The organism is Nibribacter ruber (assembly GCF_009913235.1).
Classification (GTDB): domain Bacteria; phylum Bacteroidota; class Bacteroidia; order Cytophagales; family Hymenobacteraceae; genus Nibribacter; species Nibribacter ruber.
In genome coordinates, this window is the sequence record NZ_CP047897.1 from 1,795,380 (window position 1) to 1,821,992 (window position 26,613).

Sequence of the window (26,613 nt, forward strand, 5' to 3'; positions counted from 1 at the left end):
CCGATATGTAAAAATCCATAAACGCCTTGCACCAATAACCCTTGCTAGGTGTCTAGACCGCTCTAAATTACTAGCGAAAAGCCTCCATGCTGCCCACCGACCATTGCAGGTAATATTTGGCCTTGCCATATTTGGCTCTGAGCTCATAGAGTTTCATCTGGTGGCTCAAGAGATTCATCTCCCGGGTATTGATTAGAAACAAAGAGCTTTCACCATCATTGAAGCGCTGTTGCTCCCCTTGTTGCAACAGGCGGCTGTTGGCCACAATCTGCTCTTGCAGCTGAATCTGTTCTTCCAGCATCTGCCGTTCATTGTACGCGGCCTGTACCATGTTTAGACGCTCCCGGGTGCTCTGCTCCAACTCAAGCTGCACCGCGTTGAGCTTGAGTTTGGTCAGCTGCAGCTTGCCCCGCTCTTCCCGCAAGAAAAGCGGTACGCTAAAACTGGCTCCCAGCTTGTAGTTGTTTGTAAGGTACCTCTCTTCCAGCCACTGGTTACTGCCGGTACCATTGGTCCTTAAGACATTGTACTCCAGGTTGACCTTGGGCAATAACTTGTTTTGCGTGAAACGGCGGTCTATCTCCAGCTGTCTTAATTTTATCTGCAGTTTGGTCAGGTCTGGGTGCCGCTCTTGGGTCAAAGACCGCAAAGCGGCCAAATCTTCCGAAGCCATAGGTTCTGGGTCTGTACCTAGCAGTGATGGCCTTACTTGGTTGGGCAACTCCAGAGGAGAGTTGTTTTCTCCCCATAGAAAGTTAGAGACCAGTAGGGCTGCGTTCTGGCTCTCTAGTAGAGCCTGGCGCAAAAGCGCGCTTCGGTTCTGGACTTCAATCTGTGCTTCTACAGAGTCTATGGCTGCCAAGTCTCCCTGGCTTATTCGTTCTTTCACCGCCTGCAGTCGCACATTGGCTAATTGCTGTCCCTGTTCCAGCAACTGCCACCTATGGTAAGCATAGGCCCATTCCCAGTACGCTTTGGAAGCCTCTAGCAGCAGTTTGTTTATGTTTTTCACCTTGTCTGCCTCTGCTAGCTCTAAGCCTTGTTTGGCCTGTTGCAAAGTGGCCCTTCGTTCATCTATCAACAATCCCTGCCCCAGAGGCACAGAGATGCCCACATATTGTAGACCATCAGAAGGCGTGATGTTTTCATTGTTTACATTGGTGCCCCGGTTGCGCTCATAGCCTGCTTTAAGTTCTCCAATCCAAACGGGCACTTTCAACGCATTGTCCCATAAGGTGTAGTAGGTTTTACCACCCAACTCTTTCTGGTAGAACTTGGAAGCTACCACAGGGTCAAAGGCGCCTCTGGCCATGCGCAACTCCTGCCTGGCCTGCTCAGAGAGTTGGGCGGCCTGCTTGACTATCGGGTGATGCACCGCCATTTGAACCATTAAATCCTGAATGGTAAAAACAGAGATGGTGTCTTGCGCCCGGCTCTTATTACTCACCAGCAGCAAGGCACCGGCCAGGATTATGCAAAAAATGATGCCATACCTTTTCATTTCACTTCCTTGTCTGATGCCTTCCCTGTTCCTTCTTGCTGCTGCCCCCCTGGCTGACCTACATAATCTGGCGGAAAGGCATTTAACTGGCGCCATAGTTCATACCAGATAGACACATCCTGCAGCATTACCCAGCCATAGGCACCTGAGCCCACGCGCACTGGTTCTGGCCAAGGGCTCTCATCTGGGTCTGGCACCACCAGAATGCGGTATTTGCCTTGGCTGTCAATGTTGTCTATGACGGCTACGCGGCCCCCGAAGGTGCCAAACCCCATATTGGGCCAGCCAGAGAATACCAAAGCCGGCCATCCTTCAAATTGCAAACGCACAGGACGTCCCATTGCCAGCAAAGGCACATCCATGGGATTGACGTACAACTGCACGGCCAATTCTGGATTGGCCGGCATGATGCTGCAGACGGGTTCACCTTCTTTCAAGGTTTCGCCTAAACCAGACTTCAAAGCTCTTACCACGTACCCGTCCTGCGGGGCGGTTATCTGGTAGAAAGAACTCCTGATCTGGGTATTAGCGTACTCGTTTTTAATTTTGGAGATTTCGCCACGGCTGTCATTTACATAGGCCAGGGTGGCATTGAGGTCAGACTGAGCCTTGGAAATCTTGTCCTGATACTCAGACTCCAAAGAAGAGAGCTCCAGGCGGGCGTTCTGCTTTTCGTTTCTGCTGATGGTAACCTTGTTCTGCACGCTTTGCAGCTTGGCTCGCACTTCCTGAAACTTAAGTTTGCGGCTTTCCAATTCAGTCAATGATTTGAGCCCTTGCTGGTAGAGTTTTTCCTGACGGGCGTACTGGGCCTGGGCCACATCATACTCGGCGCGCAGGGCTACCAAATCTGCGCTGTCACTCTGCACTTTCAAGCCCGCCTGCGTTATTTTGTTGCGGGCTTTCTGCAAACTAAACTGCAGGCCTTCTTGCAGCGCCGCTATTTGCTTGTTCAACGCATCTGCTTTGGCCTGGGTGGCGGCCAGACTGCCTTCCTTGGCCTGTACCTGCTCTTCAAGGCGGTCTAGCAACTGGGGGTCAAAGTATTTCTCCTTCACCTCAGAGAGAACTACCAGCGTGTCACCTTTCTTTACTTTCTGCCCCTCCTGCACCTGCCACTTTTCAATGCGGCCGGCAATGGTGCTGTGCACGGTTTGGGGCCTGTCTTGCGCTTGCAGCGTAGTCACTGATCCGGTGGAACGTATGTTCTGGGTCCAGGGCAGCCACAAGGTTATGAACAGCAGCGTAAAAATACCCACGGTCCAGTAGGCCAATACTTTTGACAGCCTGGGTTTGCTTACCAGCTGGAAGGAATGGAATTGTTCCCACTCTTCGTACACGGGATGCTGTTTTGTCTGTTTAGCCATTACACAACTTGGTTAAATCCTTTGGCAACCGCTTCCTGGCCGGTCACTACCTGCGTCACCTTTCCTTTTTGAACCAATGCCACTCTAGTACATAGGCGCATGACCTCTTCATCATTAGTGATGACCACCACTGTCCAGGGCATTTCTGGGCTAAAGAGCTTGTGCGCGATTCGGGCCCGCAGCGGCTTGTTCACAAGGGGTAGAAAGTTATCTAACAACAAGAGCTTGGGTCTCCTGGCAATGCTGCGCGCCAGCGCCAACCGTTGCGACACTCCACTGGGAATTCCCGGAGAGTTACTACGAATCATGGTGTACAGGCCGTCTGGTTTGCTTTGCACGTAGTCAGACAGTTCAACCGTTTGCAAGGCCCATAACACGTCTTCCAGGGTTACATTGGGTTGGCCTAGCGTGATGTTCTCCAGAATAGACCCCTCAAACAAAAGCGCTGGAAGCAAAAAGAACCCAATCTGCTCATGCAAGGCCTCTGGCTGGTAATCCTTTAAAGACAGTTCATTATACGCTACCATACCCGCATAGTCAGAATGGATGCCCGCCAGAATTTGCAGCAAGGTAGACCGGCCGGCTTCTTCTGCCCCAGTCAAACAAAGCTTTTCGCCGGAGGCCACTGCCAGGTCTATGCCCTGCAGGGCAGGCGTTTGGGCGTTGGCATACCTGAACTCCAGGTTTTTAACTTCTACTGAAACCCCTTGGTAGGTAGATGGCATCTGGCGGGCAAGGCCATTGCTTTCTTCCATGGGCAGGTCTGTTACGGCGCCTAGTTTCTCTAAACTGGTCAAGACATCATACACCACGTCCAACTTCACCAGCAGCTTCTCTACTGCGGTAATAATGAGAATGATGATGATTTCTGAAGCAACAAACTGGCCTAGGTTGATCTCTTGGTTCAACAACAACCAACTGCCCATCAACAGTAAACTGGCGGTGATGACGGTTTTAAATCCAATGAAGCCCACATACTGGGCAATGAGCACCTTAAAGTGTGCGCCTCTGGCCTTTAGGTAGCCGCTGGTTAAATAGTCTGTCTTCTCAAGGGACAGCTTCTCCTGGGAGGCTGACTTGAAAATGGGAAGGCTTTGGGCCAGCTCTTCTAACCAATGCACCAATCTATACTTGTACTTTGACTCTTCCAAGCTGGTGCGCATGCCTTTGGGACTAGTGAATTTGATGATTAAGACCAGCATCACTACCAGCACCAAACCAAAGAAAATGAAGTACGGATGGTAAAACGAAAGAAGAATCACCCCGAACAGGATTTGGATGGCGGCCGCCGAAAAGTCTGTCAGCATTTTGGCCAGCCCCTTCTGTAAGGAAACCACATCAAAAAAGCGGTTCATCAGTTCAGGCAGGTTGTGCTTAGCCATCTGACTACTCTTTAACTTTGTTAGGTGCGTAGTGAACTGGAACGCCTTAGTGGCAAAGATGCGCTGCTGAATGTGCTCTACCAGGTAGAGCTGCATGACCTGCAAGCCCCCTACCACCAAAACCCCTATAATGATTAAGATGATGAGAATGGTAACAGAGGTAACCATCTGCCCGCTAGAGACAAACCCAATCAAGCTCTGGATGCCCAAAGGCAGAGACAGACTGACCAGGCCAGAGAAGATGGCATATAGGTAAATGTAGCCAATGACCTTTCGCTCTGTAGAGAGCAGGTCTACAAAGCGTTTGAACGGGGTGATCGTGCTGTTGTGCTGAACCGCCATGTTATCAAGATTTTACCACCAAAGGAACCGGTGCGGAGTCTATTGCAGAAAAAGCCAGGTGCCGTAAAAAATAGACCAGGCTTTTTTCCTCCTCCTTCTGCAGCCTCACTTCTGTGAGCGAAGGCAGATGCTGGGCAAAGAATATGTGTTTGCGGGTGGCTTCAAAGAGGGTACTGATCAATGCATGCGAGAAAGGATATGCTGGATTGATTTCCAGCACCACTTGGGCCATCTTGTGGCAGATGGCCTTGTAGTCCTGGAATAAGCCATCTTTGTTGTCAGAATCAACTTCTTTGGTCAAATAGGCTTTAGAAGCCTCTAGAATCACAACCCTGGATAAGGCGGTTACATCTAACGGAGGAGCCAATGCGTCCGGTGATTGCCCTTCAGCAAGAATCTCAATAAAAATCTCTAGTCGCTTTCTGGCGCTGGTAACGTTGTGGGTATGATAGTTCAACTTATAGTCCAGCCAATTCCAGTACCAAGACACCAGATACAGCAAGAGCTTATGCTTGTTTTCAAAATAACGATAAACGGAGGCTTCTGTTGAAGAAAGGCTTTGCGCAAGTTTTTTAAAGGTGAAATGCTCAAAGCCCAGCGCATCTATCAGCTTAATGCTCTCCCGTACCAAGCCTCTCCCCAATTCTGTTAGCTGCGGGTCTCTGATAAAAAGCTTGTCATTTAAGGTGACGTTAATAGTGGTACTCACGGTGTATCTGTTTAACGGGAAGGTGAAATAATTGAACATCTCACCTTTGATAGTATTACTATCATGCAAACAACAACCACTACCAATAATTGTTATGGATGAGTTATGTTTTTTTCTCCCAAAAGACAGACCATCCTCAACTTGACAGGGGCCTTCTGCTTTGAGTGAGACAAACGCTTGAGGCGAAGCACAAAAAAAGGCCGGATGGCGAGAGCGTTCTGCTCTCACCATCCGGCCTTTTCAATAAAAAGGAAGGATTACTTCTGGGCTACCAGGTTCACGTTCAAGGTGAACTCGTTGTCAATGGCTTTGTCGCCTAGGTTGTCAAAGAAGCTACCAGAACCATACTTGATGTCATAAGCTGTTCTGTCCACTTTGATGGCTGCTTTGGCTTTGATTTGGTTGCCGGCGTGCGTGATGGTGGCAGGGAACGAGATGGGTTTCTTAATGCCTTTGATGGTAAGGTCACCGTTGATTACGTATTGGCCGTTTTTACCGCCGGTTACCTTTGTGATGGCCAAGGTAGAAGTTGGGTATTTTTCAGTAGAGAAGAAATCATCGCTTCTCAAGTGGCCTACCAACTGCTGGTTGTATTTGGCGTCTGTGATGTCTGTGTTGGAGATAGAGGTCATGTCCATGGTGAACGTACCGCCCGTGATGGCTTTACCGTTGCTTACCAGTTTACCTTGAGAGATTTTGATGGCGCCTGAGTGCTCACCCGTTACCTTCTTCCCTACCCAAGTTACGTTAGACTGTCCGTTTACTACTTTGTAGTCAATGCCTTTGCCGGCAAACGAGAATGTTACAAAAGCCACTAAGGCTACTAATAAGGTGCTATTCAATTTCATGGTTATGGTGTTTTTTGTTTCGATGTTACAAATGTATAAACAAATGATGTATATACATATGTTCCATTGAAAAATATTTTTTAATCCTTTGCCAAGCCGGGCCTGGACAGGTAGAAAAAGGCATTTCTCCCGTTTTTGGGCTGTTTTCTGGAAATAAGCCCAAAAACGAAGGATGGGTTACCCTAAAGAAAAATATAAAGGATGAATGGCAGAAGGTGTCTGGCCACCTGTTTCAAGGATAGTTTAGGCTAGTCTCTGCCCTGCACAATAACCTTTTGGACGGTATTCCTAAAAGGCGCAAAGACCGTGTACTGGTTCTGCACTTCATTGTACCGCACCGTCACGGGCGCGCTGGCATTGATAGGTTCCTGGCCCAGAGGCTGGGCCTGCACGTCATATAGGTAAGCTTTGCGCGGCCCGGTCTCCGTGATCACGTACAGCTTGCGGTCTCCCCCGAAATGAAAATACTGAATCTCTTTTCTGGACGAGGTCACAAAGCGGCGATCCAGGAGCAGTTTCAATTCCTGACTGTACAGCGCCACCCGGCCCGGGTCTACCCTGGCAATGATAAAGGACTTGCCGCCTACCTCCGGCACCAGTTCAAAGGTGCTGTTTCTGTTGGTGCGCAGCAACTGCTGCCGGTCCGTCACCTCCCCCGTCAAGTCAAAGGTCACCACTTGGCCGTCTTGCGTAACGGTGGTGAAAGATGACCTCCTGAACGAGATGCCTGGTTTGGCATACACGCCAGAGCGCAGGTTCTTTTCTAAATTAAGCGGGAAGCCCGGATAGGTTTCGCCCTGCGGCGTGAAGGCGTACACAAACCCGTTTTCCAGAATGACCAGAATCACGTCCCGGCCGTTGACTCTGTGGTGCTGCGGCGGCGCGGCCAACCTGCCATCCAACCGCATGGGGCTCCAGCCGCTCTGCAGGTTGCCCTGCATGTCTACCATGAAAATATTGCCCAGGTGGTCGTCGGCGGCCAGCAGGTAGTTGTTGTTCTTGCTGTAGTCAAAGACCGTGAGGTGCCGCAGCCTGAGCGTGTCCCCCAGATTGAACGGGAAACTGTTCACGTCTTTACCGTTCTTGTCTATGCAGTAAATGCGGTTGGGTGTGGCGAAGAGGTATTTCAAGCGTTTGTCTTCGCCAAAGGCCAGTTGCTGCACCTGCCCCACCACCGGGCCGTCCAAGGAGTCTGCCCAGTTCTTCTTGCCGCTCTGGGCGCTCAGGCCCTGGAGCACAAAAGCCGAGTCCTGCACCACCACCTCGTCTGACTGGTCTACCGGATATTGCGTCAGGAAGGCCATCGTAAGCACCTGGCTCCTGAGGTTGAAGACGTCCTCCTGCCGGAAGCCCTCGCTGGCCAGCACCGCCTTCACCGATGACTCCTCCTGGTGCCGCATGAGCAGGCTGGTGTAGTACTGCTGTTCTCGGGCGCTGAACTGAAAGCTAAAGTGGTTAAATTTCTTGATGATGGAGCTGTGGCGTACCAGAGCCGTCTGCTTCTCTGGGTTCATGCCGCGCAGCAGCAGGTTCCAGGCGTTGGCGGTGTTGATGAACAGCCCCACGTTGTCTTCTTGCTGCATCTGTTCCAGCATGGGCGCCAGGGCCTCAGACTTGCTCCAGACCTTGCCGGCCTCTACCTCCTTTAACAAGGTGCGCATGGTCTGCACATCGTCTGTAAACAAGATATAGTCCTGCAAGGTGGTGTAATAGACCTGCTCAAACCCCCTGAACAACTCCCCGAACAACTGTTCTGGCAGTTCACGCGTGGTCAGAAGCCTAATCATGTTCTTGCCGTGACGCTCTTCGGTACCGTTGGTGCGGCCCGGCTGCAAGCGGTTCAACAGCGCTGATGTGTACGCGGGATTGCTGGCCTGGGCAAACAGGACTTTCTCCGTAGCGATCTTGGTGTTGTAAGACTCCAGGTAGCACAGCCCCAGCTCACCGGCGAAGGAGTTGGCCAGCGTGTCTGCGAAGGAAGGCCCGCCTTTGCCGGGAGTGCCGCGCAGGGTTCCCATCTTGTCCAGCCCCATGTGCAGGACCACCGCCGCGCTGTTGGGCAGAAAGTCCTTCATTTTAAAGGTTTTGGGCTTGTGCCCTTTGAGGCGGCTGTAGAGAGAACCGTCAATGGTTTCTGGCAGTGAGAAGCCGTTCATGAACAGGCGGTTGTTGTCTAGCTTGAGCTCCAACAGGCTGCTTCGGCAGAGGCTGGAAATGAGGTTCACGTCGCCCTGCAGGTCTTTGCGCAAGAAAACGCCCAGCATGTCTGGCACGTGCTGGTAGTTGATGAACACGTTGGCGTACACGTCTGGCTGGCTCAGGTAATTGGTGTTCTTGTAATCCTTGGCCGGCGACTCCAGCTTGCCTCTGTTGATCTTTCGGATGATTTCCTCAATCAAAACCGGACTGGGGCTGATGATGAGGTTATTGTGGTAAGAGAAATAAGAAAGTCCTTCTTTGTTGCGTTGGTGAATGATGTCTGTGATCTGGAAGCCCTGGTACTCGCGCAGCTCCTGGCGGTACTCTTTGTTGCGGGCCAGGTTCTCCACCAGGGTGCGTATGTAGCGGTGCTCCACCACGGTGTTCACGGGCACGTAGTAGATGAAGTCAAACTCCTCACGGCCCAGCACGTGCATAGACACCAGTACGTTCTTCTTGGTAAGGAAGCCTTTGAGTTTCTCACGCCCCGCCGCCATGGTGTCTAGCAAGACCAGCTGGTCCTCTAGCCTGAGCACGTACGGCATTCTGGAGACGGTAGCCCAAAGGTCTGTCTGCTGCAGGTGCTCAACAAACCGGGGAGCGTTGTTGGTCTCCACCACGAAGACGGCGTCATCGGGTACAACCGTCCAGAGATCCACTTTCTCGCGGGCCTCCTGCCATTTGGTAAATCCGTAAAACCCCAGCGCAACCAGCACCAACAAGCCACACAGCCAGTAAATCGTCTTTTTCGGCATCCGTACAGAGTTCAGAACCACAAAAATAACGGAAAAAGCTCCGCTTCAGCGTTTAGGCCCCGGCAATTTGCAGGATGTGGGTTTCTGGCGCTTCGGGTGCGGTTTTCTTTTTAACTTGCCGTTGGTCCATGTGCAAAAGGAGAAGGTGCTGATGTGCTTTTTCTTGATTTGAAATTTTGGAGATGTGAAAATGAGGAGGTAATAGATAATTTTCTGTTTTTGGCCTGTTTTCTGGAAAATACGCCAAAAACAGATCTTGCAAGAAGTACCTACTTTTACTCCATTCTTTCTTATTGGCTTTTATAGAAAAACAGATAGTATGCGCGTAGTGATACAACGAGTGAGCCAGGCATCAGTGGTGATAGACGGCCAAGTAAACGGACAGATTGAACAAGGCCTGTTGGTACTGGCCGGATTCACGCCCACAGACACTCAGGAAGATTTACAGTGGACGGCCAAGAAGATTGCCCAGCTGCGCATCTTCTCAGATGACCAGGACAAGATGAACCTGAGCGTGCAGGACGTAAACGGCGGCATTCTGCTCATCAGTCAGTTTACGCTCTATGCCAACACCAAGAAGGGCAACCGTCCTTCTTACATTGACGCCGCCCCGCCCGCCGTGGCCATTCCTTTGTATGAGCAGTTCCACCAAATACTAGAGACAGAACTAGGCAAACCCGTTCCTACAGGAATTTTTGGGGCAGATATGAAAGTGAGCCTGCTCAATGATGGGCCCGTCACCATCACCATTGATTCTCAGAATAGGGTTTAATTGTTGGTTGTCGATTGATGATTGTTGATAGGCATGTTCTCGTTTTTAGGCTGTTTCTTAGGAAACAGCCTAAAAACAAAGTCTGCTTACCTCCACCCATTTCTTCATCGCCAAATTTTCAAATTAATCATTAGCACATCAGCACATTACTTTATTAGCACATTACAACCATGACCTTAGACGAAGCACAACAGACCGTAGACACCTGGATCAAGGACGTGGGCGTGCGGTATTTCTCTGAACTGACCAACCTGGCCATCCTCACTGAAGAAGTAGGCGAAGTTGCCCGCATCATAGCCCGCCGCTACGGTGACCAGAGCTTTAAGAAAAGTGACGAGGACGTGAACCTGGGGGAAGAGCTGGCAGATGTGCTGTTCGTGCTCATTGCGCTGGCCAACCAAACCGGCGTGAACCTCACCGAAGAGTTTGAAAAAGGCCTAGCCAAACGCACCAAACGAGACAAAGACCGTCACCAGAATAACCCAAAATTGAAAGACTAAGCCAAATCGTTTTTAGCCTGTTTTCTTAGAAATGGCCCAAAAACGGAAGAGGCAGTTACCCAACAGTAACTGCCTCTTCCGTTTTTAAATAATGATACTCAACTTATTCAGCTTAATGCAATACTCCCGCACTTACTATCTTGCTTTGGTTGAATTAGTATTTCCAATATAAGGGGAAACTATCTTTTTCCTTCTTTGTATCGGAAACCCAATTTGTAAGCAGTCTTAGCTGTATTTAATACTTTATAAGAAAGTCTGTAGTAAATAACTTCTGTACATAAGACATCTTCTTTTAACCCATACAGCAAAATCAAAGAATCTTTGCGGTAAGCTAGGTCTCCGAACATACTCGCACAACCATCCCATGGAAAATCTACTGTTATGTACAGAGTGTCACCATTCTGCTTTTCAATTATTTCTTTTTTAAACTTCCTTCTTCCAGATGTATAATCCTCAAACTCTTTTTCAGTTAAATCTCTAAAATGCTCTTGGTCAAAATAAATCAGATTTTTATGATGTTCTACCTTAGACTTACAAGAAGGAAATATTGCAGAAAGCAGAATCATTAAAAACAGCCAAGATTCTTTCTTCACTATCATCCTCTAACGACTACTGGGCAACTACTAGAAACTCGCCTTCCAGCACCGGCACAACGTTGTACACATCATGCTGTAGGCAGAACTCAATATCTGGCAGAATGTGTAGACGCTCTAAGCGTTGCACGTGGCTTGACTTGGACAGGTAACCCATTAAATCTCCCTTGGCTACTTGGTACATGGAATGAGCGGCCAGCGTAGCATCGTGGTTCAAAGAGAAGTCGCCTTCCAGGCGTTCGGCTAAGGCTCCAGCGAACAAGGTATCTTCTAGATTAAACAAGCCTTTCCAGCCGGCGCACACCACAACCACGTCTTTATTGGCTTTACGCAGGTAATCAGCGACGGCACCCAGATTAAGGAAGGCGCCCACCAGCACGGCGTCTGCGGTGCGGGAGCGGTTGATGGCTTGGGTGCCGTTGGTGGTGGTGATAGCCAGGAAGCGTCCTTTCACGCTGTCTTCGCGGTAATGGAACGGCGAGTTTCCCAAGTCAAACCCTTCGGCCTTGACGCCGTCCCGCTCTGCCGCCACCAGGTAATTTTTCTCTTTGTAGGCCAGGCATTCGTGCAATTCACTTACCGGGGCAATGTGCGTGACGCCATGCGCCAAGGCAGTGACCATGCTAGAAGTAGCGCGCAACACATCAACGGCCACGGCAATCTTTCCTTTTAAATCATACAGGGGCAACAGCTCGGGGCTGAAGCAAACGTCTATAGAAGGCATTTTTTTTGAGTCTTGAGTCGCGAGTTATGAGTCTCGAGTCATGTTAAAAAAGTTTGGCGTTTTTGGCCTGATTTCTAGAAATCAGGCCAAAAACGCCAATTAGATTTTCTGTGTCTTGAATCACCAAAACATCCTGACTCAGGACTCTGGACTCAAGACTCAGAACTATACGGTTGGTTTGTAGAACGGCAGTTTCACTACTTGGGCTTTCAACTGCTTGTTGCGGACTTTGATGAAGATGTCTGTGCCCGGGGCAGTGAACTCGGTCTGCAGGTAGCCCAAGCCCACGCCTTTGCCCAAAGACGGCGACATGGTGCCAGAGGTTACTTCGCCAATGGTAGCGCCTTCTGCGTTTACAATCTCATAATGGCTGCGCGGAATGCCCTGCTCCATCATCTCAAAGCCAATCAGTTTGCGGCTCACGCCTTGCTCCTTCTGGGCTTTCAGGTTGTCTGCGTTGGTGAAGTCCTTGCTGAACTTGGTGATCCAGCCCAGACCGGCTTCTAGTGGCGAGGTTGAGTCTGTGATGTCATTGCCGTACAGGCAGAAACCCATTTCCAGACGCAAGGTATCACGGGCACCCAAACCAATCGGCTTGATACCATACGGCTCGCCGGCCTGCATGATTTTCTCAAACACTTCTTTGGCGTTCTCATTGGGCACGTAGATTTCAAATCCGCCAGAGCCGGTGTAACCCGTAGCTGAAATGATCACGTTGGGTACGCCCGCAAAGGTGCCTTTGTCAAAAGTATAATACACCATGTTGGGCAGGTCTACCGGCGTGAGAGACTGTAGCGCCTCGGCGGTTTTAGGACCTTGCACGGCAAACAGGGACATCGCATCAGAGATGTTCTCCAGCTTCACGTTACCGGTGTTGAATTGATTGATCCAGTTCCAGTCTTTTTCAATGTTAGAGGCGTTTACCACCAGCATGTATTCTTCCTCAGCAAGGCAGTACACCAACAGGTCATCCACAATACCGCCATCTTGGTTAGGGAAGCAGGAGTACTGGATTTTGCCCGGCGTGAGCTTAGAGGCGTCATTGGTGGTGACGCGCTGAATCAGATCCAGGGCACCAGGGCCGGTCACCATGAACTCGCCCATGTGCGACACGTCAAAAATACCCACCGCCTTGCGCACGGTGTGGTGTTCTTCCAGGTCTGAAGAGTAGCGAACCGGCATGTTGTACCCGGCAAAAGGGACCATCTTGGCGCCTAGGGCCTCATGCACATTGTTTAGGGCAACTTTCTTTAATTCCATATATGTCTCAGTTAGAAGGAATAACTTTACTAATAGGGCAAAAGTACAGATTTGGGGCGGGTTAAAAAATCAACCTTCCGCAAGTTTTCTCTTAGTTGGCAACCAGACCGCCCCGCCTATTTTCCACCATTGAGCGCCCATTTTGTTCCATGATAGCTCGTCGGCCCGCCGAGATTCTTCTTTTATTCTCCTTAAATAGGCTTGCAAAAGTTGATTCTATTTTGAGTACAGCAATCTTCGCATAAGGTCCAAAACCCAAGTTGAAAAAAGGGCGTACTGCCCTTGGCTAGCAGTTGCCCTCAAGTGACAACGTTGAGCCAAGAATCTTTTTGAACGAGGTGGCCAAAGTCAATCTTCTTAGCATAACCACCTGTCTGCCATTTACATACAAAATACCTTACGCCTATTTACAACTTGCTCCCTTAACTGCTTTTCTCCCGAGGCAGGTTAATAAATTTTTCTATTTTTGCACAGATGCCTCTGGAACGCAGAGGAATTTCTGTTTCTGTTTTGGACTCCCGGCGGTGGTTTAAGCGCCATCTATAAACGCAACACATGAAATTATCTACCAAGCTCTTCGCTGGTTTTGTTCTTATCTCGTTTTTGTTCACAGCCGTGGGGGTGGTCAATTACCGCCTCTCAGAAGACGTGATTGAAAACTCCAAGTTCGTCTCAGAGTCGCAGAACATCATCCGTAACTCGTCTTCCCTGCAGCGGAACATCATTGACATGGAGACGGGTATGCGCGGGTTCCTGCTCACGGGCAATGAAGAATTCCTGCAACCCTATCACACGGCAGACCGCCTCATGCCGGCCCTCTTCACCGACCTCAAGAAACTGGTAGACGACTCGCCGGAGCAGCTCAAGAAGGTGCAGGAGATTGAGGAGCTCCAGATTAAATGGGAAAATGACTTCGCTGAAATGCTCATTGCCGAAAAGCGCAAGGAGAACGAGTCTGGAGTGAGCATTAGGGGCATTAGAAACCTGGACCATGGCTACCTGGTGATCAATGAGGAGGGCAAGCGCCTCACCGACCAAATGCGGATTTACTTTAGGGCGTTCAACAGCATTGAGTACCAGGTGCGCGAGGTACGCCGCGACCGCCTAGACCAGAGTATCAATGAGACGCGCCGGGTGTCTACGGCCCTCACCATCATTTCTGTGATGCTCGGCCTTACCTGGGCCTATTACATTACCCGCCTCATCTCGCGCCGCATCATGAAGATGGTGAACCTGGCAGACCGCATTGCCAAGGGAGAATACAAGACCGCCATTCAGGATGACGCCCATGATGAGCTTACGCTTCTCTCAGACTCCCTCAACCGCATGGCCAGCACCATTGACAAGACCTTTACCGAGCTGGACAGCAAGAACAAGGAGCTGGACCAGTTTGCCTACGTGGTTTCCCATGACCTGAAAGCCCCGCTGCGCGGCATTGAGAACGCCTCTAAGTGGGTGGAGGAAGACATGGGCAAAGAGTTGCCCCATCACATACAAGAGTACCTGCTCATGATGCGCGCCCGCGTGCACCGCATGGAAAACCTTATCAACGGCATTTTGGCCCTGGCCCGCGTGGGCAGAGCCAAACTGCAGGAAGAGACGGTGAACGTGCAGCACTTGCTTTTTGACGTGATAGACATGCTCAACCCGCCCGCCGGCTTCCAGATCAACCTGCCAGACAAGCTCCCCGTGCTGCGCGCCGCCAAAGTAGAGCTGCAGCAGGTGTTCAGCAATTTGATTGGCAACGCCATCAAGTACCACCACCAGGACCAAGGCCAGGTAACCATTACCCACCAGGAGTACCCAGACTACCATGAGTTTTCTGTGGCAGATGACGGCCCGGGCATTGAACCTGAGTACCATGAGAGAATTTTTGTCTTATTTCAAACATTACAGGAGCGTGATGCCGTAGAAAGCACGGGCGTGGGACTGTCTATCGTGAAGAAGATCATAGAGCGGCAGGGCGGCAAGATTGCCGTCGCCTCTACCCCGGGCAACGGATCTGTGTTTACCTTTACCTGGCCCAAGGCCCGGGCCACCGAGATGGCCTAATTCAAGTTGAAACCATTCAAGTACCTTAATTATAGATTATGAGTGAGACGCAAGCCAGTATTTTGTTAGTAGAGGATGATTACCTTGATGCGATGAGCGTGGAGCGGGAGCTTCGTAAAATCAAGGTGATGGTGCCTTTACACAAAGCCAAAAACGGACGCGAGGCCCTGGCCATGCTCCGCGGCGAACCAGGCACTCCCAAATTAAATCCCCTGCCAACGGTTGTCCTTTTAGATATAAACATGCCCCGCATGAACGGCATAGAGTTTTTGCAGGAGATTCGCAGAGACCCGGCCTTCACCAACCTGAACGTGTTCATCATGACCACTTCCAACGAAGACTCTGACCGCCACGCGGCCCAGGACCTGCGCGTGAGTGGCTACATTGTAAAGCCCCTGTCGTTTGACTCTTTTGGCGAAGGCGGTTCTGGCATTGACTCTTTCAGCCTGTTCCTGGACCTTCTTAAAATGAAACCCCAGTAGGCACAGGTCTTCTGCTTTATAAAAAAATGCGTTTTTGGGCTATTTACTGTGAAATAGCCCAAAAACGCATTTTTACTTTTAGCCAGGTTCTTACAATCAGGAAAGCTCCAGGGCTTCTTCAGCGAGGAGCTTGAACGTAAGCCGATGATGGGCCGTGGTGCCGTATTGCGCTATGGCCGCACGGTGCGCCTTGGTGGGATAGCCCGCATTCTGCTGCCAGCCATAGAACGGATGAGCGGAGCCCAATTTCCGCATGATCTCATCTCTGTGCGTCTTGGCCAGAATAGACGCCGCGGCAATGCTAAAATACCGCCCGTCTCCCTTGATCATGCAGGCGTGCGGCACTTCCTTGTACCCCTTAAACCTATTCCCGTCTACTAGTAAATACTCTGGCACTACCGGCAGTTGGTCCACGGCGCGGTGCATGGCAGCAAAAGAAGCGTTTAAGATGTTGATCTGGTCAATCTCCTGCGGAGAGACTTCGGCCACGGCCCAGTGAAGGGCCTCCCGGCACACTTCTTCGCGCAGCAACTCCCGCTGCTTGGCAGACAATTGCTTGGAGTCTGTGAGCAGGGCATGATGATAGTCTAAGGGCAAAATGACGGCCGCCGCTACCACCGGCCCGGCCAGACAACCTCTCCCCGCCTCGTCTAAGCCCGCTTCCAGTAATTTCCCGCTATGGTTGGCAATGAGCATGTATTTCTTTGTGATATGTGTCTGTGAAGGAAACAGCGCGTAGGCTTAAATAATTCTGGACAAAGATACGGAATTTGAGTGCTGCGTTCAGCGGCTAGAATCTGGCGTCTGGAAATTCGTTTTTGGGCTGTTTTCCCGGAAATAGGCCGAAACCGGTCCTTGGCGCAGACGCTCGCAGGTCCTGCCGGACGCTACGAGGTCTCTTGAGCAGCTGCTGTTCTAACTTGCAGACCACTTCGCCATCCCGGGCCTTCAAAGGGGACGCAATGCGTGAAGAAAATGTGCGTACTGGGCTGAACCTGTCCATCCACGCCTTGCCCTCTTCTTTTGGGATTACCTGCTGATGTAAACACCCCACTTCGCCCCCCCTCAAGGGGGAATCCGCACTTGGCGAAGGATGATGCACCGGTTCTCCACCGGAAGAGGTTTGAGGCTGATGCCTCAGGGCAGTCTCAGACTGCCCGCCACGGTGGGTCCAAGTCATAAACTTGAACCAGACGCGGGAAAGCAGATAAAAAAGCCGTGCCTTGGCACGCGTGACTCTGCATCGACAGCCATGGCCATTGCCTGAAACCAGCTAACCAAGCATCAAACCGCAGCAGGAAGGAACCCAAACCAGTCCTGGTCCTGAGCGCCTCTGGTGTTTGTGCGCCGCGGCCAGCGGCGGCAGGGACAAAGTCCCACAAACAACAGCAGCGCGAAGGGCCCGGACGGGGCCCCGCGGCCGTGAGCGCTTACCGGAGCCAATGAAACAAGGCAGGTAGTGCGCACCGGAACAAGCGGCCAATACGAAGGAATCGCCAACGGAAGTTCCCCAAACTGCACTAAAACCTCAAAACAGTCAGAAAGAATAGAGCCTGCTTAAGATCAGGAACGGCATATAACAGTAAAATCAGTTTTTTGGGTATTTCCCAGAAAACACACAAAAAACGCCCCCATCCTTCATTCTATCCTTCTTATCCTTGGTCCTTTCCTGAGAAAATCTAACTTTAAGCACCCAACCACCACCTGACAAACACATGGACTACCGCATTAGATCACTGGAAGAATACCAGACCGCCTACCAGAAAAGCGTGGAACAGCCAGAAGAATTCTGGGCCGGCATAGCCGAAAACTTCACCTGGCGCCAGAAATGGGACAAGGTATTGAACTGGAATTTTGAGGAACCGCGCGTGGAATGGTTTGTGAACGGCAAGCTCAACATCACCGAGAACTGCCTGGACCGCCACCTGGAGAAGCGCGGCAACAAGCTGGCCCTCATCTGGGAACCCAACGATCCCAAGGAGCGCTTCATTAGATACACCTACCGCGAGCTGCACGAAAAGGTCTGCCAGATGGCCAACATCTTAAAGAGCAACGGCGTGCAGAAAGGCGACCGCGTCTGTATTTACATGCCCATGATTCCCGAGCTGGCGTTTTCTGTGCTGGCCTGTGCAAGAATCGGTGCGGTGCACTCGGTGATTTTTGCCGGTTTCTCGCATACGGCCATGGCCGATAGAATCAACGACGCCCAAGCCAAAGTAGTCTTAACCTCAGACGGTTTGAACCGCGGGCCCAAGCAGATACCTGTCAAGCGGGTAGTGGACGAAGCCCTGGAAACCTGTCCCAGCGTAGAGAAAGTGATAGTGGTAGACCGCGTGGGCTGGGCGGTGAACATGGTAGAAGGCCGCGACGTCTGGTACCATGAGGAACTGGAGCAGGTAGACAAGCACTGCCCCGCTGAGGAAATGGACGCTGAGGATTTGCTGTTCATTCTGTACACCTCGGGCTCTACCGGAAAACCCAAAGGCGTGGTGCACACCTGCGGCGGCTACATGGTCTACACAGATTATACCTTTAGAAACGTCTTCCAGTACGAGGAGAGTGATATTTACTGGTGCACGGCAGACGTGGGTTGGATAACCGGTCACTCCTATCTGTTGTACGGGCCGCTTTTGTCTGGGGCAACTACGCTCATGTTTGAAGGCGTGCCCACGTTCCCAGACCCAGGCCGTTTCTGGCAGGTAATTGACAAGTTTGGCGTGAACATTTTCTACACTGCTCCTACCGCCATCCGGTCTCTCATGGCCTCTGGTTTGGATCACGTCTTGTCGTATAGTCTGGACTCCTTAAAGGTGCTGGGCTCTGTGGGTGAACCTATCAACGAGGAGGCCTGGCATTGGTATCATATTCACGTGGGCAAAGAGCGCTGCCCGGTGGTAGACACGTGGTGGCAGACAGAGACGGGCGGCATCATGCTCAGTTCCTTGGCCAACATCACGCCTACCAAGCCCAGCCATGCCGGTTTCGCGTTGCCTGGCGTGCAGCCCATCTTGATTGACCAGGAAGGCAAAGAAATCACAGAAAATGAGCAGGAAGGCTACTTGTGCATGAAGTTTCCGTGGCCGGGCATGATACGCACCACCTACGGCGACCATGAACGCTGCCGCCAAAGCTACTTCAGCACCTATCCCAATCTCTACTTCACAGGTGACGGCGCCAAGCGCGACAAGAACGGACTCTGGCGCATCATTGGCCGCGTAGATGACGTGATCAACGTGTCGGGGCACCGCTTTGGCACCGCCGAGATTGAGAACGCCATCAACCAGAACAAGCATATTGTGGAGAGCGCCGTGGTGGGCTATCCGCATGACGTGAAAGGCCAGGGCATTTACGCGTTTGTAGTCTGCGGCGAGGAAGCCCCCACCAACCAGGAGAACCTCCGTGCCGAAGTCATTGAAACCGTGGTAGACCAGATAGGCAAGATTGCCAAACCAGACAAGATTCAGATAGTGAGCGGCCTGCCCAAGACCCGGTCGGGCAAGATCATGCGCCGCATCTTGCGCAAAGTGGCCGAAGGAGACACCTCTAACCTGGGTGACACCAGCACGCTGTTGGATCCACCCATTGTTGACGAAATTGTAAAAGGGGCCTTGTAGGCCCTTTTTCTTGTAAGCTAGTTTATCCCGCACCCAAGGCTAACCTTTTGCCGGCAATGTGGTACAACTTAGTCGCATTGATATACCTTACTCACACAACCATGACCTTAGACATAAAACACGACAAAGAAAACCAGCAGTTCACGGCTTTTCTGGAAGACCAGGAGATTGGAGAACTGGCCTATGCCCTGCCAGAAGATGGCGTCATGGATTTTCAGCATACGTTCATTGAACAGGAATACCGTGGCAAAGGCCTAGCCGACCAACTCATACAACACGGCCTGGACCATGCCAAGAACAACGGCTTCAAAATTGTGGCCACCTGCACGGCCGTCGCCAAGTACCTGGAAAGACACCAACAGGCGTAGCCTTTTCCGTTGGCAAACGAGCTTCTTCACTTCACGGCCAACTAACCTGCCCCGCTTCTCGTTTTTGGCCTGTTTTTCAGAAAACAGCCTAAAAACGAGAAGCGGGGCAGGTTTTTTATAGGGCATAAAAAAAGAGCCTCGGTGTATTACCGAAACTCTTTTCTAACAAACCAACAAAGAAGGTCTTCTGCTTATCCTCTAGGAATGACCAGCTTCTGCCCCGGGTGGATTAGGTTCGGGTCTTTGATCTGGTCTGTGTTGGCCTGATGGATTTTGTGCCACTGCTGGGCATCGCCGTACACGTGCTTGGCAATTTTTGAAAGGGAGTCGCCGCTCTGTACGGTATAGTATTCTTGGGCGCCTTGTGCAGGCTGTGCCGGTTGCGCCGCTACGTTGGGGTTATTCTTGAAAAAATCATTATTGGCGGCAGGCTTGGCAGCCGGCTTTTCTTCGCCTTTCTTTAAAAAATCAAACAGTCCCATAGTTGTATCTCTAGTTTAGTTGGCATGGCCTCAGGACGGTCTTTTAGCGAGCACCCTGGCCTATACCATTTTACTTACGAATCCGCTTGTCCTTTGTTAATCTTATTTAGCTGAACTGTGAGGTAAATACCACGTAAGAAGTACGAGTTTGCCATTTCAGCAAGCCATGACCTGAATAAAAAAACCAGAACCTAACAACTATGAAAAAGACAATTGCAACCCACCTTCAACCTTTGTTCACCTTGGTGTTCGTTCTCACGCTGAGCGCCTTCACGTTTAGCTGCAGCGGCAACAAAGAAAGCGGCGGCGACTCCAGCATGATTGCCGGCACCACCAGCAAAATCTGGAAAGCCGACAAGGAAACCAATGCCGCCGGCGACAAGGACAAGTTGACTTCTGCAGAGAAAGAAGAGCAGATTCAGTTCTTCGCCAACGGAAACTTCACCCAGACATCTAGCAGCCAGTCGGCCAACGGTACCTGGACCTATGACGCCAGCACCAAGACCTTGAGCCTTACCTACGCCAACAACAACGTAAGCGAGAACTTCAAGGTAAACGAACTCACCAAAAACGACCTGAAACTACAAGCCCCAGACGGTTCTACCCTGGAACTAGAGGCTGAATAGTTTAAAATCACCTTAAGAAAAGCCCGCTCTGTTTGTGTACAAGGCGGGCTTTTTTAATGAGTGAATGAGTGATTGAATGAATGAGAGAATGTGGTTTAATGTGCTGATGTGTTTTTCGATTTGAAGATGTTGTTTGGTCATCTGTTTTTGGGTTATTTTCTGGAAAACAGGCTAAAAACGCCATCTTTCTCTCCGTGCGCTTACATCTGATTAGATTAATTTACATTTTCACATCTGCACATTTCCAAATCTTCAAATCTCCACATCACTCATTGAACATGAACAAACGTTGGCATCTGTTTGAGTTGGAAGACCAGAACTGGTTTCCGCATGTGGTGCGGCAAGGGATGATGGATGTGCTGCGGTTTTTGATTACAGTACTTGGCATGTATAAACCCATTGTACCGCTGTTGCGGCAGGGGTTACAGCAAACGGGCCAGCGGCAGATCATTGACTTGTGCGCGGGGGCGGGTGGCGGCATTTTGCAGGTGTGGCAGGAGCTGGAAAAGCAAAGCGGGCAGCCGGTGCAGGTTACGGTCACTGACAAATTCCCGAACGTAGCGGCCTATTCTTACCTGCAGGCGCAATCCAATGGGGCCATTGACTATGCAGAACAGTCTGTGGATGCGACGGCGGTTCCGGCAGAATTAAAGGGCTTCCGGACGGTTTTCTCGGCGTTTCATCATTTCAAGCCAGCCATGGCGCAGGCCATCTTGCAAGACGCCGTGCGGCAAAACCAAGGCATTGGGGTGTTTGAGGGCGCCAGCAAGAAGTGGCATGAACTGCTGCTGGTGTGGCTGGTTTTCCCCTGGGTGATTTTGTTGATTACGCCGTTCATCAGGCCGTTTACCTGGAGCAGGTTGTTCTTCACGTATGTGTTGCCCTTGATTCCTTTGGGCGTGGTCTGGGACGGTACAGTGTCTATTTTAAGGATGTACACGCCAGAGCACCTGCAGGCCATGGTCCAGAAGCTAAATGCGCCTCATTATACTTGGCAGATAGGACGGGCCAAGCACTGGAGCGGCACGGGCGTGTTGTATTTAATAGGTTATCCTTTGTAAACTGCGGCCATGAACCCTTCCCTGTCCAGCGCCTGGCGCTTGTTGCGCATTCCGTTCTCCTTGTTTTTGATGCCTATCTTCTGGTTCGCGGTAAGTGCCACGCCGCAAGTCTCTTTCTGGCGGGCGGCGGGGGTGTTCTTTATTTTGCACGCCCTGGTCTACCCGGCCAGCAACGGCTACAACTCTTACTATGACCGGGACGAGGGCAGCATTGGCGGCCTCAAAAATCCGCCCAAGGTCACCGAGGCTTTGTACTGGCTGGTTCTGGCGTTTGATGTGCTGGCGGTAGGTTTGTCTTTGCTCCTTTCCTGGCAATTCGCCGTTCTGGTGTTGGGGTATCTGCTGGTCTCCAAGGCGTACAGTTATGAGGGAATTCGGTTGAAAAAATATCCTTTCCTGAGCACGCTGGTGGTGGTGGTGTTTCAGGGGGCGTTTACGTTTCTGATGGTGCAAGTGGGCAGTGGTGTGCCTTTAGAAGAGATTCAATCTTACTCCAATCTGCTGCTGGCCTTGGTAAGCTCCCTGTTTTTGTGTGGCTCTTACCCCCTCACACAAGTGTACCAGCACCAGGAAGACGCCCGGCGCGGCGACAAAACCCTGAGTCTTCTCTTAGGCCTGCAGGGCACTTTTCTGTTTGCCGGACTAAGCCTGCTCCTGGCCGCAACTGCACTGTTCTTTACTTACTTTTTAAGAAATGAGAATACGCACAGCCTGCTTTTTCTGGTGGGTACGTTTCCGGTGGTGTTGGTTTTTAGCCGATGGGTGCTGCGTGTAAGAAAAGACCCAGACGCAGCCGATTTTGAGAATACCATGCACATGAACAAAGTCTCCAGCCTGAGCATGAGCTGTACGTTTGCGCTAATTCTGGCCTGGCAGGTGTGGCATCTTTCGTGATAAGGTGAACGGCCCCGTGCCAACTGCGTACAAGCTTCTTTACCCTGTTTACACCCACATGCGCACCCTCCCTTTTATTTGCCTATTGTCTTTACTGATAGCCTGTGAGCAAGCACCAAAAGACACCACCAACAGCACTAAGCCTTCTGAGGTTTCTGAGACACCAAAGGGCGGCAAAAAAGGCAAAGCCCCGGTTTTGAAAATAGTCCAGCGTACGCACGCCTTTTCTTCTAATACTCAGCCAGATTACTTCAGGCTTGTGCTCACCGGTGACTCTGTGACTAACGGCCACGTGACGTTTACCATCACCTCAGCAGATGGGAAGAAGTTGTTTGAAGAGAAGTTTGCTGCCGCAGAGTTAGAAGCATCCATGGTGTATGAAATGAAAACGCCCACCGCCCCTACAAGAGACCGCCAAGCTTACATTCTGCGCCGAATGGATGAATTTGTGCAGGAAAGTGATTTTGTAAAGCCCGCCATTCCAGCTTCTACTCCTGCAGACACGGCCTTTGTCTCCCTGGCAACCTTTCAAACTATTCAGGCCAATCCTTCAGCCATCGGGTTTAAGTATTTGCTGGGCAAGGAAGACGGCCGCCTGCTGGTATATGATCCCAACCAGAAAAAGGTGGTGCGTTACGGAAGTTTTGGCGGTTGAAATACCTAGCAGTAGCGGTGCAATGAGTTGATGGTTTATCTTTTACAATTGGTAGAAGATAAAGTATATCATAGACACGTTAAAACCAGCATGACTGGCAATTGCACCTAGTAAAGAACCCGTCATTTTCTTACACTGGATAAAGACTAAACTTGTCATGAACATCCCTACTACCCATAGAAGGGAGGGCACCAGCAGAAACTGCCAACGGCCAAAGAGGTAGACAAAGCCAAAATGGGCCAAGTGGGTCAAGGCAAAAGAAAGGCTGTCTATGAGGGTGGCTTTGTTTTCTCCCAGACTGGCTCTCAAACTGGCATGCACAATTCCTCTGAAAAACAACTCCTCCCCGATAGGGCTAAAACACATCCCCGTCACAGCAAAAATCACGAAGTAGATAAGCCTGTCCTGGGCTGTTAAGTCTGCGCTTATATGATAGGACTTGCCAATGTATACATACCAGTTACTCATTGAGTTAGTGTATAACAGATACCCTACTGCAAAAAGAAGCGTGCTGATGGCAATACCCAACAGAAAGGAGTACAGAATCCATGCTTTGCTTTTAGGTTTCTTAATCCCAATCTCTCGTCGTCCTTCTTTGGACAGGAAGATGAACGGGATAAGAGCAGAAACAGTCATTATAATACCTATGCTACTGTAATCACCGGTTTCGTTTGCCTGTAACACCATCCAAAACCTGGGCACACAGACAGCTAACAGCAAAATCAAGCCAAATACCCAATTGAATTGCAGTACTCTATTCCAGGTAAATCTAAGTTCAGTAGTGACCATGTAGTGCAAAGATTTCAGACAATGTTACGTGCGTGGAGCTTGCCGACTTTTAAGTAGCTATGCTCTTTATGAATTTATTGGTCTTGCAGTTTTTTTTAATTCAGATTCAATATTCACCCAGTTGACTTTCCATTTCTGGTTGGTAGTATTTCCCGAAGCATAAAAAAGAAGAGCATTATCAGGTGTTACATAAGGATTGCCTTGCCCGTACTGGTTGATTCTATCGTTTAATCTTTTAGTGTTTATCCAATTACCCTTTCCATCATTATAACTTATCATTAAGTCAAGCTGGTGGCCAATGGTGGCAAATATCAGATAATCTTCTTTGGGAGAAACAAATGGGGTACATTTCCCCATTTGTTTCTTTAACCAAATATTGGTTTTCTCTGCATTTAGGAACCTCTCATTCACCTGCGTTGAATGATAAATATCCATGTTGCTATAATCTAATTCACTGACGTGACAGTAGAGCGTTCCTGAACTAGCGATGGTTGGATGAGAAACTAACTTATGCCTCAGGTTAGGAATGTCAACAAAGGAAGGTTCACTCCAAACACCATCCACTTTGTCAGATCTCCAGATATGCCACGTTTCTGAAACGCCAAGGATATTTACTGGCCGGGTGGAGCTAAAATAAATGGAGTTTCCATCCGGAGAAAAGCTCATGCCATGCTCATTGTATTCACTGTTGAAGAAAGCTCTTTGAGGCTCAGCCAGTTGTCCGTCACCTATTTTTGTTACGTAAACATCAAATTGAGTGAAATCTTTATCAGAGACAGCATAAAAGTATTCTTCCAAATCGGGACTGAATATACCTCTATGGATTAGCTTATTTTCAGGGATAAGGTTTTCCCAAAACTCAATAGGAGTATCACCGGGTAGTTCGCGTGGTAAAGTATTCAATTTAGTATCCTTACTTTTAGTAATAGCAACTCAAAAAAATAATCTCCCACAATTATAATTAGAACGGTCTTATTCACTCAATGAATTACTGAGAATGGACTTGCCTAAATGCTTTAGATAAAGTTTAGCAGTTGTTATATTCTAGCATATCCAAGTGCTTCTAATTCTTCGATGCTTTTCACCGGACGAATCCTACCATCGGCAAGTAAATGCATATCATCACTTATGTCTAAGATGTGCCTGAACATGTGGTCGGTGACCAATAACCCCTTGTTACTTTTCTCTTTCAGTAAAAACTCCTTTACTTTCTCAATTTGAATGGGATTCAAATGCGTGAAGGGTTCATCTAGCATGGCGAACTGTGACTTTGATTTCACAATGGCATAAATTTCCACCAGCCTGCGGGCGCCGCCCGAAAGACTCTTCATTGAGGAGTTGCGTCTGCCGGCAAACTCAGGAAACCAATTCTCGAACGTTGCATAATCCAGACAAAAATCACTGAATACCCGTTTCAGCGTAAGCCATGCAGGTATGAAATTGAACTGTGGAAGGTAAAGCAATAAATCAGGCCGCTTGAAGGCTGCTGACTGGAACTTCCCGTCAAACCGGACTGATTGACTACACTCCAAGCTGCCATAAATCACCTTCATAAGACATGATTTCCCCTGTCCGTTCCTACCCAGAAGGCCTGTTATCCTGCCTGTCTCACAACTTAAGTAGATATCCGTGAGAATCCTTCGGCCACCCAACTCTAACTGGATACTGTCTGCCTCAAGTCTGTGAATCATTGGTTTAGTAGAGCAGGTAGTTCAGGAACAGGAAAATAAAAAAGTTAAAAGTGAGGGTTGAGGCCCAGAGCTTCACCTTGGATATGCCTAAGTTATAATAATAAAAATACTCATGCTTTTTGTAGCTGTTCACAGCAAGGAACATCAAGCTAAGGGTCGCTACCTTGAACCAGAATATAATGGGGAATATTCGCAATCCCGACTCAACGTTAAGGCTTAAGCAAGTCAAGGTTATTACCATAGAGGGTATGGCAAAGGCTGTATAGAAAGTCCATATTATACATATAGATTTAAAATTCATTTTTCCAATTTATGCTAACGGTCTCGTGTAAACAGCGTGCGAGGCCGTCGGCCGTGGCATGGTGTTTACACAATGTTGTGCGTTCGTATTTTTTTTTTAAGATTCCCAATTGAATTCTGAATCTATTCTAGGGTTCCAATTTTTAAGTCCTTGTCCTAATCTGTTTAAAGAAGATGGTAAAGTCCTTATGGAAAATTCACTCTTTTCAAGATATGGTTCATCGCGGTGGTTGTCTATAATTACCCTTAATGCTGATTTTCCATCGGGTTCGTAGCAGTAAACTTTTAGATTTAAAAAGAAGGCCCATTCGATGTCATCTTCACCAACTTGAAATGTTATTGGGTCTGTAATTTTTCGTGGAAAGTCGGATAATTTTTCTCCAAATCCTTGAAAGGTGTCGATAGAGTCGTAAAAGTCGAGCTCTGTTCTTATTTGTCCATTAGAAATCGTGATTTCATAATGAATAAACCCATCTCCGTCGTCAAGAGCCAATACCTTCAATTTGATTGCTGAACCCATTTTATATTTTAATATGACGCACAACGTCTGGATAAACGCCACTATGGCGTTTATTTCAAATACATTTCATTCCAGAGTGGCGTTTATCCGCCGTATACGGCGGATAAACGCCACTCAACTACCCAAT

26 protein-coding genes are annotated in these 26,613 nt (G+C 49.6%); 10 read left to right on the forward strand and 16 right to left on the reverse strand.

The window, feature by feature from the left end:
- Positions 1-70: 70 nt before the first annotated feature.
- The 7 genes from GU926_RS07625 to GU926_RS07655 all read right to left on the reverse strand — a co-directional run bounded on the left by GU926_RS07625 (position 71) and on the right by GU926_RS07655 (position 9,365).
- On the reverse strand, positions 71-1,501 hold the full coding sequence (locus tag GU926_RS07625; RefSeq protein ID WP_160690593.1) for a TolC family protein: 1,431 nt from the start codon (positions 1,499-1,501) through the stop codon (positions 71-73).
- The gene (locus GU926_RS07630) at positions 1,498-2,868 is read right to left on the reverse strand and encodes an HlyD family secretion protein (protein ID WP_160690594.1); all 1,371 of its coding nucleotides are present in this window, start codon (positions 2,866-2,868) and stop codon (positions 1,498-1,500) included. Before GU926_RS07630 ends, GU926_RS07625 begins: the two co-directional genes overlap by 4 nt.
- Positions 2,868-4,592, reverse strand: coding sequence for a peptidase domain-containing ABC transporter (locus tag GU926_RS07635; RefSeq protein ID WP_160690595.1), 1,725 nt, complete (start codon positions 4,590-4,592; stop codon positions 2,868-2,870). The genes GU926_RS07630 and GU926_RS07635 overlap by 1 nt, the downstream gene beginning before the upstream one ends.
- 4 nt (positions 4,593-4,596) lie before the next feature.
- Positions 4,597-5,532 carry a TetR/AcrR family transcriptional regulator gene (locus GU926_RS07640; protein ID WP_232058465.1) on the reverse strand — a complete coding sequence of 312 codons (936 nt, stop codon included), beginning with the start codon at positions 5,530-5,532 and terminating at the stop codon, positions 4,597-4,599.
- A 26-nt stretch (positions 5,533-5,558) separates the two neighbouring features.
- Positions 5,559-6,149, reverse strand: a complete 591-nt coding sequence (locus GU926_RS07645; protein ID WP_160690596.1) for a YceI family protein — start codon at positions 6,147-6,149, stop codon at positions 5,559-5,561.
- Between the two features lie 248 nt (positions 6,150-6,397).
- Positions 6,398-9,103, reverse strand: a complete 2,706-nt coding sequence (locus GU926_RS07650; RefSeq protein WP_160690597.1) for a hypothetical protein — start codon at positions 9,101-9,103, stop codon at positions 6,398-6,400.
- A gap of 52 nt (positions 9,104-9,155) precedes the next feature.
- Positions 9,156-9,365 (reverse strand): hypothetical protein, encoded by a 210-nt coding sequence (locus GU926_RS07655; protein WP_160690598.1) that lies wholly within the window; start codon positions 9,363-9,365, stop codon positions 9,156-9,158.
- Positions 9,366-9,422: 57 nt separating this feature from the next.
- On the opposite strand from GU926_RS07655, the gene dtd reads away from it, so the two are divergent.
- Positions 9,423-9,875, forward strand: a complete 453-nt coding sequence (gene dtd / locus GU926_RS07660; protein ID WP_160690599.1) for a D-aminoacyl-tRNA deacylase — start codon at positions 9,423-9,425, stop codon at positions 9,873-9,875.
- A 170-nt stretch (positions 9,876-10,045) separates the two neighbouring features.
- A complete protein-coding gene (locus GU926_RS07665; protein ID WP_160690600.1) occupies positions 10,046-10,375 on the forward strand; it encodes a nucleotide pyrophosphohydrolase in 330 nt (109 codons plus the stop codon).
- 179 nt (positions 10,376-10,554) lie between these two features.
- Here the strand turns inward: GU926_RS07665 and GU926_RS07670 are convergent, their stop codons facing one another.
- The 3 genes from GU926_RS07670 to gcvT all read right to left on the reverse strand — a co-directional run bounded on the left by GU926_RS07670 (position 10,555) and on the right by gcvT (position 12,952).
- A complete protein-coding gene (locus GU926_RS07670; RefSeq protein WP_160690601.1) occupies positions 10,555-10,974 on the reverse strand; it encodes a hypothetical protein in 420 nt (139 codons plus the stop codon).
- Between the two features lie 10 nt (positions 10,975-10,984).
- The gene (locus tag GU926_RS07675) at positions 10,985-11,692 is read right to left on the reverse strand and encodes a 2-phosphosulfolactate phosphatase (protein ID WP_160690602.1); all 708 of its coding nucleotides are present in this window, start codon (positions 11,690-11,692) and stop codon (positions 10,985-10,987) included.
- Between the two features lie 165 nt (positions 11,693-11,857).
- On the reverse strand, positions 11,858-12,952 hold the full coding sequence (gene gcvT / locus GU926_RS07680) for a glycine cleavage system aminomethyltransferase GcvT (protein WP_160690603.1): 1,095 nt from the start codon (positions 12,950-12,952) through the stop codon (positions 11,858-11,860).
- A 555-nt stretch (positions 12,953-13,507) separates the two neighbouring features.
- Here gcvT and GU926_RS07685 point away from each other — a divergent pair.
- On the forward strand, positions 13,508-15,004 hold the full coding sequence (locus tag GU926_RS07685; RefSeq protein WP_160690604.1) for a sensor histidine kinase: 1,497 nt from the start codon (positions 13,508-13,510) through the stop codon (positions 15,002-15,004).
- A gap of 38 nt (positions 15,005-15,042) precedes the next feature.
- Positions 15,043-15,486 (forward strand): response regulator, encoded by a 444-nt coding sequence (locus GU926_RS07690; RefSeq protein WP_160690605.1) that lies wholly within the window; start codon positions 15,043-15,045, stop codon positions 15,484-15,486.
- A 96-nt stretch (positions 15,487-15,582) separates the two neighbouring features.
- Here the strand turns inward: GU926_RS07690 and GU926_RS07695 are convergent, their stop codons facing one another.
- The gene (locus GU926_RS07695) at positions 15,583-16,182 is read right to left on the reverse strand and encodes a ribonuclease HII (protein WP_160690607.1); all 600 of its coding nucleotides are present in this window, start codon (positions 16,180-16,182) and stop codon (positions 15,583-15,585) included.
- A 1,019-nt stretch (positions 16,183-17,201) separates the two neighbouring features.
- Here GU926_RS07695 and acs point away from each other — a divergent pair.
- Both acs and GU926_RS07705 read left to right on the forward strand, forming a co-directional pair.
- The gene (gene acs / locus GU926_RS07700; RefSeq protein ID WP_160690609.1) at positions 17,202-19,100 is read left to right on the forward strand and encodes an acetate--CoA ligase; all 1,899 of its coding nucleotides are present in this window, start codon (positions 17,202-17,204) and stop codon (positions 19,098-19,100) included.
- Positions 19,101-19,201: 101 nt separating this feature from the next.
- Positions 19,202-19,468 carry a GNAT family N-acetyltransferase gene (locus GU926_RS07705; RefSeq protein ID WP_160690611.1) on the forward strand — a complete coding sequence of 89 codons (267 nt, stop codon included), beginning with the start codon at positions 19,202-19,204 and terminating at the stop codon, positions 19,466-19,468.
- 191 nt (positions 19,469-19,659) lie between these two features.
- Here GU926_RS07705 and GU926_RS07710 read toward each other — a convergent pair whose 3' ends face one another.
- Positions 19,660-19,950 carry a LysM peptidoglycan-binding domain-containing protein gene (locus GU926_RS07710; protein WP_160690613.1) on the reverse strand — a complete coding sequence of 97 codons (291 nt, stop codon included), beginning with the start codon at positions 19,948-19,950 and terminating at the stop codon, positions 19,660-19,662.
- Between the two features lie 200 nt (positions 19,951-20,150).
- On the opposite strand from GU926_RS07710, the gene GU926_RS07715 reads away from it, so the two are divergent.
- The 4 genes from GU926_RS07715 (at position 20,151) to GU926_RS07730 (ending at position 23,186) form a co-directional block, all read left to right on the forward strand.
- Entirely contained in the window at positions 20,151-20,576 is a 426-nt protein-coding gene (locus GU926_RS07715) for a lipocalin-like domain-containing protein (protein ID WP_160690615.1), read from the forward strand.
- A 278-nt stretch (positions 20,577-20,854) separates the two neighbouring features.
- A complete protein-coding gene (locus GU926_RS07720) occupies positions 20,855-21,637 on the forward strand; it encodes a class I SAM-dependent methyltransferase (RefSeq protein WP_160690617.1) in 783 nt (260 codons plus the stop codon).
- Positions 21,638-21,646: 9 nt separating this feature from the next.
- Positions 21,647-22,531 carry a UbiA family prenyltransferase gene (locus GU926_RS07725; RefSeq protein WP_160690619.1) on the forward strand — a complete coding sequence of 295 codons (885 nt, stop codon included), beginning with the start codon at positions 21,647-21,649 and terminating at the stop codon, positions 22,529-22,531.
- 58 nt (positions 22,532-22,589) lie between these two features.
- Positions 22,590-23,186, forward strand: a complete 597-nt coding sequence (locus GU926_RS07730; RefSeq protein WP_160690621.1) for a hypothetical protein — start codon at positions 22,590-22,592, stop codon at positions 23,184-23,186.
- Positions 23,187-23,228: 42 nt separating this feature from the next.
- On the opposite strand, the gene GU926_RS07735 is transcribed toward GU926_RS07730, so the two are convergent.
- From GU926_RS07735 to GU926_RS07750, 4 genes are all read right to left on the reverse strand, one after another.
- Positions 23,229-23,822, reverse strand: a complete 594-nt coding sequence (locus tag GU926_RS07735; protein WP_198001473.1) for a CPBP family intramembrane glutamic endopeptidase — start codon at positions 23,820-23,822, stop codon at positions 23,229-23,231.
- A gap of 219 nt (positions 23,823-24,041) precedes the next feature.
- Positions 24,042-24,878, reverse strand: coding sequence for a TolB-like translocation protein (locus tag GU926_RS07740; RefSeq protein WP_160690625.1), 837 nt, complete (start codon positions 24,876-24,878; stop codon positions 24,042-24,044).
- Between the two features lie 134 nt (positions 24,879-25,012).
- A complete protein-coding gene (locus GU926_RS07745; RefSeq protein ID WP_160690627.1) occupies positions 25,013-25,666 on the reverse strand; it encodes an ATP-binding cassette domain-containing protein in 654 nt (217 codons plus the stop codon).
- A 397-nt stretch (positions 25,667-26,063) separates the two neighbouring features.
- Positions 26,064-26,486 (reverse strand): hypothetical protein, encoded by a 423-nt coding sequence (locus GU926_RS07750; RefSeq protein WP_160690629.1) that lies wholly within the window; start codon positions 26,484-26,486, stop codon positions 26,064-26,066.
- Between the last annotated feature and the right edge of the window lie 127 nt (positions 26,487-26,613).

Excerpts from the sequence above, each read along its gene's own strand:
- GU926_RS07720 (WP_160690617.1), top strand. The coding sequence starts at position 20,855 with ATGAACAAACGTTGGCATCTGTTTGAGTTGGAAGACCAGAACTGGTTT.
- GU926_RS07640 (WP_232058465.1), bottom strand. The coding sequence starts at position 5,532 with ATGGTGAGAGCAGAACGCTCTCGCCATCCGGCCTTTTTTTGTGCTTCG.
- GU926_RS07695 (WP_160690607.1), bottom strand. The coding sequence starts at position 16,182 with ATGCTCATTGCCAACCATAGCGGGAAATTACTGGAAGCGGGCTTAGAC.
- GU926_RS07705 (WP_160690611.1), top strand. The coding sequence starts at position 19,202 with ATGACCTTAGACATAAAACACGACAAAGAAAACCAGCAGTTCACGGCT.
- gcvT (WP_160690603.1), bottom strand. The coding sequence starts at position 12,952 with ATGGAATTAAAGAAAGTTGCCCTAAACAATGTGCATGAGGCCCTAGGC.
- GU926_RS07730 (WP_160690621.1), top strand. The coding sequence starts at position 22,590 with ATGCGCACCCTCCCTTTTATTTGCCTATTGTCTTTACTGATAGCCTGT.
- GU926_RS07715 (WP_160690615.1), top strand. The coding sequence starts at position 20,151 with ATGAAAAAGACAATTGCAACCCACCTTCAACCTTTGTTCACCTTGGTG.
- GU926_RS07635 (WP_160690595.1), bottom strand. The coding sequence starts at position 4,592 with ATGGCGGTTCAGCACAACAGCACGATCACCCCGTTCAAACGCTTTGTA.
- GU926_RS07750 (WP_160690629.1), bottom strand. The coding sequence starts at position 26,486 with ATGGGTTCAGCAATCAAATTGAAGGTATTGGCTCTTGACGACGGAGAT.
- GU926_RS07685 (WP_160690604.1), top strand. The coding sequence starts at position 13,508 with ATGAAATTATCTACCAAGCTCTTCGCTGGTTTTGTTCTTATCTCGTTT.
- GU926_RS07725 (WP_160690619.1), top strand. The coding sequence starts at position 21,647 with ATGAACCCTTCCCTGTCCAGCGCCTGGCGCTTGTTGCGCATTCCGTTC.
- acs (WP_160690609.1), top strand. The coding sequence starts at position 17,202 with ATGGACTACCGCATTAGATCACTGGAAGAATACCAGACCGCCTACCAG.
- GU926_RS07745 (WP_160690627.1), bottom strand. The coding sequence starts at position 25,666 with ATGATTCACAGACTTGAGGCAGACAGTATCCAGTTAGAGTTGGGTGGC.
- GU926_RS07670 (WP_160690601.1), bottom strand. The coding sequence starts at position 10,974 with ATGATAGTGAAGAAAGAATCTTGGCTGTTTTTAATGATTCTGCTTTCT.
- GU926_RS07625 (WP_160690593.1), bottom strand. The coding sequence starts at position 1,501 with ATGAAAAGGTATGGCATCATTTTTTGCATAATCCTGGCCGGTGCCTTG.
- dtd (WP_160690599.1), top strand. The coding sequence starts at position 9,423 with ATGCGCGTAGTGATACAACGAGTGAGCCAGGCATCAGTGGTGATAGAC.
- GU926_RS07710 (WP_160690613.1), bottom strand. The coding sequence starts at position 19,950 with ATGGGACTGTTTGATTTTTTAAAGAAAGGCGAAGAAAAGCCGGCTGCC.
- GU926_RS07630 (WP_160690594.1), bottom strand. The coding sequence starts at position 2,868 with ATGGCTAAACAGACAAAACAGCATCCCGTGTACGAAGAGTGGGAACAA.
- GU926_RS07735 (WP_198001473.1), bottom strand. The coding sequence starts at position 23,822 with ATGACTGTTTCTGCTCTTATCCCGTTCATCTTCCTGTCCAAAGAAGGA.
- GU926_RS07645 (WP_160690596.1), bottom strand. The coding sequence starts at position 6,149 with ATGAAATTGAATAGCACCTTATTAGTAGCCTTAGTGGCTTTTGTAACA.
- GU926_RS07690 (WP_160690605.1), top strand. The coding sequence starts at position 15,043 with ATGAGTGAGACGCAAGCCAGTATTTTGTTAGTAGAGGATGATTACCTT.
- GU926_RS07650 (WP_160690597.1), bottom strand. The coding sequence starts at position 9,103 with ATGCCGAAAAAGACGATTTACTGGCTGTGTGGCTTGTTGGTGCTGGTT.
- GU926_RS07675 (WP_160690602.1), bottom strand. The coding sequence starts at position 11,692 with ATGCCTTCTATAGACGTTTGCTTCAGCCCCGAGCTGTTGCCCCTGTAT.
- GU926_RS07665 (WP_160690600.1), top strand. The coding sequence starts at position 10,046 with ATGACCTTAGACGAAGCACAACAGACCGTAGACACCTGGATCAAGGAC.